General features: G+C 69.5%; 11 protein-coding genes. 10 read left to right on the top strand and 1 reads right to left on the bottom strand.

The genetic code is table 11. The annotated features are described in order from the left end of the window. The first annotated feature begins 11 nt into the window (after positions 1–11). Together ACFY0F_RS20905 and ACFY0F_RS20900 are read left to right on the top strand one after the other, a co-directional pair. Positions 12–410: a RidA family protein gene (locus ACFY0F_RS20905; protein ID WP_388796059.1), complete on the top strand. Its 399-nt coding sequence runs from the start codon at positions 12–14 to the stop codon at positions 408–410. A gap of 20 nt (positions 411–430) precedes the next feature. Then, a complete protein-coding gene (locus ACFY0F_RS20900; RefSeq protein ID WP_388796261.1) occupies positions 431–931 on the top strand; it encodes a GNAT family N-acetyltransferase in 501 nt (166 codons plus the stop codon). Positions 932–938: 7 nt separating this feature from the next. On the opposite strand, the gene ACFY0F_RS20895 is transcribed toward ACFY0F_RS20900, so the two are convergent. Next, positions 939–1,514, bottom strand: coding sequence for an adenylosuccinate lyase (locus ACFY0F_RS20895; protein WP_388796056.1), 576 nt, complete (start codon positions 1,512–1,514; stop codon positions 939–941). A 378-nt stretch (positions 1,515–1,892) separates the two neighbouring features. Here ACFY0F_RS20895 and ACFY0F_RS20890 point away from each other — a divergent pair, with 378 nt between their 5' ends. From ACFY0F_RS20890 to ACFY0F_RS20855, 8 genes are all read left to right on the top strand, one after another. Next, the gene (locus tag ACFY0F_RS20890) at positions 1,893–3,698 is read left to right on the top strand and encodes a 3-hydroxyacyl-CoA dehydrogenase family protein (RefSeq protein ID WP_388796053.1); all 1,806 of its coding nucleotides are present in this window, start codon (positions 1,893–1,895) and stop codon (positions 3,696–3,698) included. 163 nt (positions 3,699–3,861) lie between these two features. After that, complete coding sequence (locus ACFY0F_RS20885; protein ID WP_388796049.1) at positions 3,862–4,677, top strand: TetR family transcriptional regulator; 816 nt, start codon at positions 3,862–3,864, stop codon at positions 4,675–4,677. A gap of 435 nt (positions 4,678–5,112) precedes the next feature. Continuing rightward, positions 5,113–6,456: a crotonyl-CoA carboxylase/reductase gene (ccrA, locus tag ACFY0F_RS20880; protein ID WP_388796046.1), complete on the top strand. Its 1,344-nt coding sequence runs from the start codon at positions 5,113–5,115 to the stop codon at positions 6,454–6,456. 17 nt (positions 6,457–6,473) lie between these two features. Beyond that, the gene (locus ACFY0F_RS20875) at positions 6,474–8,501 is read left to right on the top strand and encodes a protein meaA (RefSeq protein WP_388796043.1); all 2,028 of its coding nucleotides are present in this window, start codon (positions 6,474–6,476) and stop codon (positions 8,499–8,501) included. Next, positions 8,498–9,457, top strand: coding sequence for an HpcH/HpaI aldolase/citrate lyase family protein (locus ACFY0F_RS20870; protein WP_388796040.1), 960 nt, complete (start codon positions 8,498–8,500; stop codon positions 9,455–9,457). Before ACFY0F_RS20875 ends, ACFY0F_RS20870 begins: the two co-directional genes overlap by 4 nt. A 5-nt stretch (positions 9,458–9,462) precedes the next feature. Next, a complete protein-coding gene (locus ACFY0F_RS20865; RefSeq protein ID WP_388796038.1) occupies positions 9,463–9,975 on the top strand; it encodes a MaoC family dehydratase in 513 nt (170 codons plus the stop codon). A 2-nt stretch (positions 9,976–9,977) separates the two neighbouring features. Continuing rightward, positions 9,978–11,183, top strand: a complete 1,206-nt coding sequence (locus ACFY0F_RS20860; protein ID WP_388796035.1) for an acyl-CoA dehydrogenase family protein — start codon at positions 9,978–9,980, stop codon at positions 11,181–11,183. A gap of 170 nt (positions 11,184–11,353) precedes the next feature. Beyond that, on the top strand, positions 11,354–12,010 hold the full coding sequence (locus ACFY0F_RS20855) for a phosphatidylserine decarboxylase (RefSeq protein ID WP_388796032.1): 657 nt from the start codon (positions 11,354–11,356) through the stop codon (positions 12,008–12,010). The last annotated feature ends 11 nt before the right edge of the window (positions 12,011–12,021 follow it).

Raw genomic sequence — 12,021 nt, 5'->3', positions numbered from 1 at the left:
ATCATGGCAGCATGACCGGACCGACCAGGATCACCGCCCCCGACGGCGTCGCCCCCGCCGCCCAGTACAGCCATGTCGTCATCGGCACGGGCCGTTTCGTCGCCGTCTCCGGCCAGCTGGCCCTCGACGAGGACGGCAGGCTCGTCGGCGAGGGCGACCCGGAGGCCCAGGCCCGCCAGGTGTTCGAGAACCTCAGTCGCTGCCTGGCCGCCGCCGGAGCGACGTTCGAGGACGTCGTCAAGCTCACCTACTTCGTCACGGACATGGCGTACCTGCCCGCGATCCGGGCGGCGCGCGCCGCGCGCATACCCGACGACCGGCTGCCGGCCGCCTCGGCCGTGCAGGTGGCCGCGCTGGTCTCGCCCGCGTTCCTGATGGAGATCGAGGCGTTCGCGGTGGTGGCCCGGTGAGCGGGACGCTGGTCCGGAAGATGACCCTCGCCGACTGCGACCGTGTCGCCGAGATCCGTATCGGGGGGTGGCAGACCGCCTACCGGGGACTGATGCCGCAGTCGTACCTCGACGCGCTCAGCGTCGCCCGGGACGCTGAGCGGCTGCGCGCCCGGTTCCGGCAGAGGGACGGGAGGCTGGTGAACCTGGTCGCCGAGCGGGACGGCGAGGTCCTCGGGTGGGCCGCCCTCGGCCCGTACCGGGAGGGGGAGACGTACACCGACGACGGTGAACTGTATGCGATCTACGTCGACAGTCGGCACTGCGGCACCGGCATCGGCCGGGCGCTCCTCCAGGAGTCGCTGCGGCGGTGCGCCGCCGCCGGGCGCCCGCGGATGTTCCTCTGGGTCCTGAAGGAGAACGCTCCCGCCCGGCGTTTCTACGAGCGGGCGGGGTTCCGCGCGGACGGCGCCGAGGAGCCCTTCGAGGTGGACGGGGTGGAGGTGCCCGAGGTGCGGTACGTGCGGCAGGCGGCCGGCTGACCCGGGCTCACCGCTGCTGCGGGATCCGCGCCAGCGCGTGCACCGCCGCCTCGGCGAGCGCGGGATGCGCCAGGGACTCGTTCAGCACGCGTCTGGCCCGGGCGTCCTCGAGCACGCCGAGCCCCTCCACACAGGCGAGGGCCACCCGGCGGTAGGGGTCGTGCGGGCGCAGCCGCCGCTCCAGGGTGGTGATCAGCGCGGGTACGGACTCGGGGGCGCGCAGTTCGACCAGGAGCCGCACGGGATGCAGGGCGTAGGCGACGCGCAGTTCGTTGGTGGCCAGCGCGGCGGCGGCGCGTGCGGTGCGCGGGTCGCCCAGGCGGGCCAGGGCGTGGGCGGCGGAGGCGCAGCGCGGCGGGTCGCGGTGGTTGAGGAGCAGCACGAGGGACTCGAAGGCCCGCCGGTCGCCGGCCAACCCCAGCCGGAACGCGGCCAACTCCCTGGCCCACAACGGCTGCCCGGCCGCGGTGAGCACCTCGGCCAGTTCGTCGAGGTCGTCCGTGGCCACCAGGCGCTCGTACGCCGCCGAGCCCCCGGACTCCTGTCGTAGACGCTCCGTGAGCGATCGCAACTCTTCGTCCACGAAGCCCAGGGTAGGGGTGTGAGCGGACGAGAGGGAGCTACATCACAAACTCAGGGGGCTGGCGCGCTCGTTACCCGCCGGTTAAGCTCAGACGAGCGAGTTACCCACTCGCACATCCGCTTGCGACGGTTTGGTGACGCGGCCGTCGTGAGCGCTGGTCGGTTCGGTACATCGTGTACCGCAGTACGACCCGGCTTCGGGACAGAGCCGGTCGGATCCGCCGTTTCCCCGGGCGCTCGCGCCCGCCGCGACGGCACCGGGCGTGTGCGCTCAGCAGCCCGGTCGGCACCCGCACTCACGCAGCTCTGCACGCCCCGGTGTGCGCCCCTCGGCGCACCCGGCGCGCTTTCGTCGTCACCCTCATTCCTGGAGTCCGCGATGGCCACTCCCCTGTCCGACACCCCTCTGTCCCCGCTCAAGACCATTGCCGTCGTCGGTCTCGGCACCATGGGCACCGGCATCGCCGAGGTCCTCGCCAAGGCCGGCCGCGAGGTGATCGGCATCGACATCAGCGAGACCCAGGCCGCCGGGGCCCTCGCCGCGCTGGAGTCCTCCACCGCCCGCGCCGTGCGGCGCGGCAAGCTCACCGAGCAGGAGCGCGCGGACCTCCTCGGCCGGGTGCGCACCGGCACCGACCTCACGGCCGCCGCGGACGCCGACCTGGTCATCGAGGTGGCCCCCGAGTCGTACGAGGTCAAGCACCAGATCTTCCGGGCGCTCGACGGCATAGTGCGGCCGGAGGCGATCCTTGCGACCGGCACCAACGCCCTGTCCGTGACCCGTCTGGCCGCCGACTCCGCCCGCCCCGAGCGCGTGCTGGGCCTGCACTTCTTCAACCCGGCCCCGGCGATGCGGCTGGTCGAGGTCGTCTCCTCCGTGCTGACCGCGCCGGCGGCCGTCACCGCGGTCACCGACCTCGCCCTCGACCTCGGCAAGGAGCCCGTCGCGGTCGGCGACCGCCCCGGTTTCGTCGCGGACGGCCTGCTGTTCGGCTACCTCAACCAGGCCGCCGCGATGTACGAGGCGAAGTACGCCTCCCGTGAGGACATCGACGCGGCGATGCGGCTCGGCTGCGGCCTGCCGATGGGCCCCCTCGCCCTGCTCGACCTGATCGGCATCGACACCGCGCGCACCGTCCTGGACGCCATGTACGCCGAGTCCCGTGACCGGCTGCACGCCCCCGCCCCGATCCTGAAGCAGCTCGCCGAGGCGGGCCTGACCGGCCGGAAGTCGGGGCGCGGTTTCTACACGTACGAGGCGCCGGGCAGCGCGACCGTCGTGCCGGACGCGCTGACGCCCGGCTCCGCCGGCTCCGGGACTCCCGGCCGGCCGGTCCGCTCCGTCGGCGTGGCGGGCTCCGGCACCATGGCGTCCGGTATCGCCGAGGTCTTCGCCAAGGCCGGGTACGACGTCGTGCTGGCCGCCCGCAGCGAGGAGAAGGCCGAGGCCGCGAAGGCCCGTATCGGCAAGTCCCTGGCCCGCTCGGTCGACAAGGGCAGGCTGACCGCCGAGGCGGCCGCCGGGACCCTGGACCGGATCACCGCGGCGGGCTCCTACGACGCCTTCGCGGACGTGGACCTGGCCGTCGAGGCGGTCGCCGAGGACCTGGAGGTCAAGCGCCAGCTGTTCGCGACGCTTGACAAGGTGTGCAAGCCGGGCGCGGTCCTGGCGACCACGACCTCCTCACTGCCGGTCGTCGCCTGCGCCCGGGCCACCTCGCGTCCGCAGGACGTGATCGGCATGCACTTCTTCAACCCGGCGCCGGCGATGAAGCTGGTGGAGGTCGTCCGTACGGTACTGACGGCCGAGGACGTGCACGCCACGGTCCGCGAGGTCTGCGCGAAGATCAGGAAGCACGCGGTGGACTGCGGCGACCGTGCGGGCTTCATCGTGAACGCGCTGCTGTTCCCGTACCTCAACAACGCGGTGAAGATGGTGCAGGAGCACTACGCGTCGCTGGACGACATCGACGCGGCGATGAAGCTGGGCGGCGGCTACCCCATGGGGCCCTTCGAGCTCCTGGACGTGGTCGGGCTCGACGTCTCCCTGGCGATCGAGAAGGTGCTCCACCGGGAGTTCCGCGACCCGGGACTGGCCCCGGCGCCCCTCCTTGAGCACCTGGTGGCCGCGGGCTGCCTCGGCCGCAAGACCGGCCGGGGCTTCCGCGAACATGCCCGCCGCTGACCGTCCCGGCGACTGGGGCGGACTGCTCGACTCGGCCGCGTCTCCCCCGCCCGCCCGGCCTGCGTCTCCCCCGCCCGCCCGGCCCACGTCTCCCCCTCCCCTCCAGGGCGGGGGAAACCCGGGATCCACGCATCGAGCTGCGCACATGCAGTACGTTCGGGGCATGTCCCAGCCCGCCAAGTCCTCCCGTACACCAGCTACGCCCGACGCGCCGGAAAGTGCCGCAGGCGGCCGTGCCGCCGCCCAGCGGCTCAAGATGCGCCGAGAACTGGCGGCAGCCGCGATGGAGTTGTTCGCGACCAAGGGGTACGAGGCGACCACCGTCGACGAGATCGCCGCCGCGGCCGGGGTCGCGCGCCGCACCTTCTTCCGCCACTTCCGCTCCAAGGAAGAGGCGATCTTCCCCGATCACGACGACACGCTGATCCGTGCCGAGGCGGTCCTCAACGCCGCCCCCGCGCACGAGCACCCGCTCGACACCGTGTGCCGCGGCATCAAGGAAGTCATGAAGATGTACGCGGCCCGGCCGGACATCTCGGTCGCCCGCTACAAGCTCACCCGCGAGGTGCCCACCCTGCGCGAGGCGGAGATCGCGTCGGTGGCCCGCTACGAGCGCCTCTTCACCCGCTACCTCCTCGGCCATTTCGACGAGCACGCGCACGACGACGACGCCAACGACGACCCGCTGCTCGCGGAGGTCGCCGCGTCGGCCGTGGTGACCGCCCACAACCATGTGCTGCGCCGCTGGCTCAGGGCCGGCGGCCAGGGCGATGTCGAGGCCCAGCTCGACCACGCCTTCGCGATCGTGCGGAAGACCTTCGGCACCGGCATCGGGGCCGGGCGCGGCGCCGCCCCGCAGCCGGCGGCGGTCCCCGCCACGGTGTCCCCGCACGGCGAGGTGCTGGTGACGGTCGCCCGGACCGACGCCCCGCTGGACGAGGTCATGCGGACCATCGAGGAGGCCCTCAAGGAGCGCTGAGCGCCCTCCGGGCTCTCCCCCGTCCTGTGATGACGGCCACCCCCAAGGGTGGCCGTTTTGGCATGTCAGGGCATGTTTTCGCGTGCATTTCAGGGGCCGTTCGATCGATCATCGCTCATTTGTTACGTAAAGATTTCAGGTGAGAGCAAGTTCTGGCACTCAGTGCCTTGCGACCTGACACGGGGTGTCATACGTTGAAGGAAGTCCGGGCGGCCGGCGCGCAGCGACCTTTCGCGCGTGGGCTGTCCCCGCAAGCCGGACGGCCTGCGCGCCCGGACGCCTGCGTCACAGGCAACCTCCCGCGCCACAAAGCGCTGCCGAAACACCACCGCCGAACCGACGGCACCCCTCACCCACCCCTCAGCAGCACTCATCGCAGCACCGACGAACCCTCAGCGCCCCTCCCTCAGGGCGCTCACCGCCGGAGGCAACACCGTGACCGTGAAGGACATCCTGGACGCGATCCAGTCGAAGGACGCCACGTCCGCCGACTTCGCCGCTCTGCCGCTCCCCGAGTCGTACCGCGCGATCACCGTGCACAAGGACGAGACGGAGATGTTCGCGGGCCTCGCGACCCGTGACAAGGACCCGCGCAAGTCGATCCACCTCGACGAGGTGCCACTGCCCGAGCTCGGCCCGGGCGAGGCCCTGGTGGCCGTCATGGCCTCCTCGGTCAACTACAACTCGGTGTGGACCTCGATCTTCGAGCCGCTGTCGACCTTCGGCTTCCTGGAGCGCTACGGCCGCACCAACGAGCTCGCCAAGCGCCACGACCTGCCGTACCACATCATCGGCTCCGACCTCGCGGGCGTCGTCCTGCGCACCGGCCCCGGCGTCAACGCCTGGAAGCCCGGTGACGAGGTCGTCGCGCACTGCCTGAGCGTGGAGCTGGAGTCGAGCGACGGCCACAACGACACCATGCTCGACCCCGAGCAGCGCATCTGGGGCTTCGAGACCAACTTCGGCGGTCTCGCGGAGATCGCGCTGGTGAAGTCCAACCAGCTGATGCCCAAGCCCGACCACCTCAGCTGGGAGGAGGCCGCCGCCCCGGGCCTGGTGAACTCCACCGCCTACCGCCAGCTGGTCTCCCGCAACGGCGCCGGCATGAAGCAGGGCGACAACGTGCTCATCTGGGGTGCGAGCGGCGGCCTCGGCAGCTACGCCACCCAGTTCGCGCTGGCCGGCGGCGCCAACCCGATCTGTGTCGTCTCCAGTCCGCAGAAGGCGGAGATCTGCCGCTCGATGGGCGCGGAGGCGATCATCGACCGCAACGCCGAGGGCTACAAGTTCTGGAAGGACGAGAACACCCAGGACCCGAAGGAGTGGAAGCGCTTCGGCAAGCGCATCCGCGAACTCACCGGCGGCGAGGACATCGACATCGTCTTCGAGCACCCCGGCCGCGAGACCTTCGGCGCCTCTGTGTACGTCACCCGCAAGGGCGGCACCATCACCACCTGCGCCTCGACCTCGGGCTACATGCACGAGTACGACAACCGCTACCTGTGGATGTCGCTGAAGCGGATCATCGGCTCCCACTTCGCCAACTACCGCGAGGCCTGGGAGGCCAACCGCCTCATCGCCAAGGGCAAGATCCACCCCACGCTGTCGAAGGTCTACTCCCTGGAGGAGACCGGTCAGGCGGCCTACGACGTGCATCGCAACCTCCACCAGGGCAAGGTCGGCGTCCTGTGCATGGCGCCCGAGGAGGGCCTGGGCGTGCGCGACGCGGAGAAGCGCGCGCAGCACGTCGACGCCATCAACCGCTTCCGGAACATCTGAGTACCGCGGAGGCATAGATGACTGAGCGTCAGAAGGACCGGCCGTGGCTCATGCGCACGTACGCCGGTCACTCCACCGCCGAGGCGTCCAACGAGCTGTACCGGCGCAACCTCGCCAAGGGGCAGACCGGCCTGTCGGTCGCGTTCGACCTGCCCACGCAGACCGGCTACGACTCCGACCACATCCTCGCCCGCGGCGAGGTCGGCCGGGTCGGTGTGCCGGTCGCGCACCTCGGTGACATGCGCCGTCTGTTCCAGGACATCCCCCTGGAACAGATGAACACCTCGATGACGATCAACGCCACGGCCATGTGGCTCCTGGCGCTCTACCAGGTCGTCGCCGAGGAGCAGGGCGCGGACATCACCAAGCTCCAGGGCACGACCCAGAACGACATCGTCAAGGAGTACCTGTCCCGGGGCACCCATGTGTTCCCGCCGGGGCCGTCGCTCCGCCTGACGACCGACATGATCGCGTACACGGTCTCCCACATACCGAAGTGGAACCCGATCAACATCTGCAGCTATCACCTGCAGGAGGCGGGCGCCACGCCGGTCCAGGAGATCGCGTACGCGATGTCGACGGCGATCGCGGTGCTGGACGCCGTGCGCGACTCCGGGCAGGTGCCGCAGGAGCGCATGGGCGACGTCGTCGGCCGTATCTCCTTCTTCGTGAACGCGGGCGTCCGCTTCGTCGAGGAGATGTGCAAGATGCGGGCCTTCGGACGCATCTGGGACCGGATCACCCGGGAGCGGTACGGCATCGAGAACCCCAAGCACCGCCGCTTCCGCTACGGCGTCCAGGTGAACTCCCTCGGGCTGACCGAGGCGCAGCCCGAGAACAACGTCCAGCGGATCGTCCTGGAGATGCTGGCCGTGACCCTCTCCAAGGACGCACGCGCGCGTGCCGTCCAGCTGCCCGCCTGGAACGAGGCGCTGGGTCTTCCCCGGCCCTGGGACCAGCAGTGGAGCCTGCGCATCCAGCAGGTGCTCGCCCACGAGAGCGACCTGCTGGAGTACGAGGACATCTTCGAGGGCTCGAAGGTCATCGAGGCGAAGGTGGGCGAGCTCGTCGAGGAGTCCCTCGCGGAGATCGAGCGCATCCAGGAGATGGGCGGTGCGATGGCCGCCGTGGAGTCCGGCTACCTCAAGTCGCAGCTGGTCGCCTCGCACGCCGAGCGCCGGGCCCGGATCGAGTCCGGGCAGGAGAAGATCGTCGGCGTCAACGTCTTCGAGACGACCGAGCCGAACCCGCTGACGGCCGACCTGGACACCGCGATCCAGACCGTCGACCCGGCGGTCGAGGCCCGGGTCATCGCCTCGCTCCAGCAGTGGCGCGACACGCGGTACCAGCCGCCCTTCAACCATCCGCGTCCCTGCAAGGCGCTGGAGAAGCTGAAGGAGGCCGCCAAGGGCACCGACAACCTGATGGAGGCCACCCTGGAGTGCGCCCGCGCCGGGGTCACCACCGGCGAGTGGGCGGGGGCGCTGCGCGAGGTGTTCGGGGAGTTCCGGGCACCGACCGGGGTCTCCTCCGCGCCGGTGGCCGTCACCGCCGAGGCCGGCTCGGCCCTCGCCGACGTCCGCGCCCGGGTGGACGCCACCGCCCGCGACCTGGGTGTGGGCAAGCTGCGCTTCCTGGTCGGCAAGCCCGGCCTGGACGGGCACTCCAACGGCGCCGAGCAGATCGCCGTACGGGCCCGTGACGCCGGCTTCGAGGTGGTCTACCAGGGCATCCGGCTGACGCCTGAGGAGATCGTGGACGCGGCCCTCGCCGAGGACGTGCACGCGGTCGGCCTGTCGATCCTGTCCGGTTCGCACGCCCAGCTGGTGCCGGACGTGCTGGAGCGGCTCCGTGTGGCCGGTGCCACAGATATACCGGTGATCGCAGGTGGCATCATCCCAGGCGGTGACGCCGAACAGCTGAGGGCCGCGGGCGTGGCCGCCGTGTTCACCCCGAAGGACTTCGACATCACCGGAATCATCGGCCGCATCGTCGACGAGATCCGGAAAGCGAACCAGCTCGACCCCCTGGAGGTCCCCGCATGACAGTCAACCGTCTGCGTCCCCGCCGCTCGTGTCTCGCGGTACCGGGAAGCAACCCGCGCTTCCTGGAGAAGGCGCAGGGCCTCCCGGCGGACCAGGTCTTCCTCGACCTGGAGGACGCGTGCGCGCCGCTCGCCAAGCCGGAGGCGCGGCACACCATCGTCAAGTTCCTCAACGAGGGCGACTGGACGGGCAAGACGCGGGTCGTGCGGGTCAACGACTGGACGACCGAGTGGACCTACCGCGACGTCGTCACGGTGGTCGAGGGCGCCGGCCAGAACCTCGACTGCATCATGCTGCCGAAGGTGCAGTCGGCCCAGCAGGTCGTCGCGCTGGACCTGCTGCTGACCCAGATCGAGAAGACGATGGGCTTCGAGGTCGGCCGGATCGGCATCGAGGCGCAGATCGAGAACGCGCAGGGCCTGAACAACGTCAACGAGATCGCGCAGGCCTCCCCGCGCGTGGAGACGATCATCTTCGGCCCGGCCGACTTCATGGCCTCCATCAACATGAAGTCCCTCGTCGTGGGCGAGCAGCCGCCCGGTTACCCGGCGGACGCCTACCACTACATCCTGATGAAGATCCTGATGGCCGCCCGCGCCAACAACCTCCAGGCGATCGACGGCCCCTACCTGCAGATCCGCAACGTCGACGGCTACCGCGAGGTCGCCCAGCGCGCCGCCGCCCTCGGCTTCGACGGCAAGTGGGTGCTGCACCCGGGCCAGGTCGAGGCGTCGAACGAGATCTTCTCTCCGTCGCAGGAGGACTACGACCACGCCGAGCTGATCCTGGACGCGTACGACTACTACACGTCCGAGGCCGGCGGCAAGAAGGGGTCCGCGATGCTCGGCGACGAGATGATCGACGAGGCCAGCCGCAAGATGGCGCTGGTCATCGCGGGCAAGGGCCGGGCGGCGGGTATGCAGCGCACCGGCAAGTTCGAGATCCCGGAGGCGTGACGGCCATGCAGTTCGGACGCACCTACGAGGAGTTCGAGGTCGGGGCGACGTACAAGCACTGGCCGGGCAAGACGGTCACGGAGTACGACGACCACCTGTTCTGTCTCCTCACCATGAACCACCACCCCCTCCACATGGACACGAACTATGCGGAGAAGACGACGGACTTCGGCAAGAACGTCGTCGTCGGGAACTACATCTACTCCCTCCTGCTCGGCATGTCCGTCCCGGACGTCTCCGGCAAGGCGATCGCCAACCTGGAGATCGAGTCGCTCAAGCACGTGGCGCCGACCTTCCACGGCGACACCATCTACGGCGAGACCACCGTGCTCGACAAGTGGCCGTCGAAGTCCAAGAACGACCGCGGCATCGTCCACGTCGAGACCAAGGGCTACAAGCAGGACGGCACCCTCGTGTGCGTCTTCCGCCGCAAGGTGATGGTGCCGACCGAGACGTACATCAAGGAGCGCGGCGGCGAGCAGCCGGGCCGCCCGGAACCCGAGCAGCAGGAGAAGTAGGCATGGCCCGTCTCGCCCAGACCGCCGGTCTGACCGACATCCAGCAGGAGATCCTCTCCACCGTACGGGACTTTGTCGACAAGGAGATCATTCCTGTCGCGACCGAGCTGGAGCACCGCGACGAGTACCCGCAAGCGATCGTCGACGGGCTGAAGGAACTCGGCCTGTTCGGTCTGATGATCCCCGAGGAGTACGGGGGCCTGGGCGAGTCGCTGCTGACCTACGCCCTGTGCGTGGAGGAGATCGCCCGCGGCTGGATGTCGGTCTCCGGCATCATCAACACGCACTTCATCGTGGCGTACATGCTCAAGCAGCACGGCACGCAGGAGCAGAAGGACCACTTCCTCCCCCGGATGGCGGCCGGCGACATCCGGGGCGCGTTCTCGATGTCCGAGCCGGGACTCGGCTCCGATGTGTCGGCGATCACGTCGAAGGCGGTGAAGGACGGCGACGAGTACGTCCTGAACGGCCAGAAGATGTGGCTGACGAACGGCGGTACGTCGTCCCTGGTCGCCGTCCTGGTCCGAAGTGACGAAGGACACCCCGAGGGTACGGCGCCCCACAAGTCGATGACGACCTTCCTGGTGGAGAAGGAGCCCGGCTTCGGCGAGGTCCGGCCCGGCCTCACCATCCCGGGCAAGATCGACAAGATGGGCTACAAGGGCGTCGACACGACCGAGCTCATCATGGACGGTCTGCGGATTCCGGCCGACCGGGTGCTCGGCGGCGTCACCGGCCGAGGTTTTTACCAAATGATGGACGGCGTGGAGGTCGGGCGCGTCAATGTGGCGGCGCGTGGCTGCGGTGTCGCCCAGCGCGCCTTCGAGCTGGGCGTTCGGTACGCCCAGCAGCGGCACACCTTCGGCAAGCCCATCGCGCAGCACCAGGCCATCCAGTTCAAGCTCGCGGAGATGGCTACCAAGGTCGAGGCCGCGCATGCGATGATGGTCAACGCGGCACGCAAAAAGGACTCCGGTGAGCGTAACGACCTCGAGGCTGGGATGGCGAAGTACCTCGCCTCCGAGTACTGCAAGGAGGTCGTGGAGGACGCCTTCCGGATCCACGGCGGCTACGGCTTCTCCAAGGAGTACGAGATCGAGCGCCTCTACCGCGAGGCCCCGATGCTGCTGATCGGTGAAGGTACCGCCGAGATCCAAAAAATGATCATCGGTCGCAGGCTGCTCGAGGAGTATCGGTTCCAAGGCTGATTGTCCGGGTGCGGGGTGTTTTCTTCGAGAAGAAGATCACACCCCGTAAACGCTGTTCTGCCGCCGACTCGGCTTCCTGGCTTGCCCAGTTGTGGCCCGCGACCGGTACGATCCCGGGAAAGCCGCCGTCCCCCGTTCCAGCGCGGCATCATCCGCTACGAAGGTCATCCATGCCCCACAGCCAAACCTCTGCACCTCGCGACAGCCGAGCCGGCGTACGCCTTGCGCGCGGAGCATCGCCGTGGCTTCTCCCGACCGTCGCCACCGCAGCCCTCAGCCTGGCCCGCGCGCGCCGCTCCGGCGCCGCCAAGGCCGTCGCCGTGCCCGCCACCGCGCTCGCGGCGGGCATGCTGTGGTTCTTCCGCGACCCCGAGCGCGAGATCACCCAGGGCCGGGTCATCTCGCCGGCCGACGGTGTGGTGCAGAGCATCATGCCGTGGAAGGACGGGCGCACCCGCGTCGCGATCTTCATGAGCCCGCTCAATGTTCACGTCAACCGCGCGCCCCTTTCGGGCACGGTGACGTCGGTCGAACACATCCCCGGTGGCTTCGTTCCCGCCTTCAACAAGGAGAGCGAGAACAACGAGCGCGTAGTCTGGCATTTCGACACCGAACTCGGCGACATCGAGATGATCCAGATCGCCGGCGCGGTGGCCCGCCGTATCGTGCCGTACATCCCGCAGGGGACGAAGGTCGAGCAGGGCGACCGCATCGGTCTGATCCGCTTCGGCTCGCGTGTCGACCTCTACCTGCCCGAGGGCGTGGAGGTCGCGGTCGAGGTCGGCCAGAAGACCGTGGCTGGGGTGACTCGCATTGACCGTGATTGATCCGGAGACGC

It is taken from the genome of Streptomyces sp. NPDC001544 (assembly GCF_042894285.1).
Classification (GTDB): Bacteria; Actinomycetota; Actinomycetes; order Streptomycetales; family Streptomycetaceae; genus Streptomyces.
This window is presented reverse-complemented; position numbering and strand designations above follow the sequence as displayed.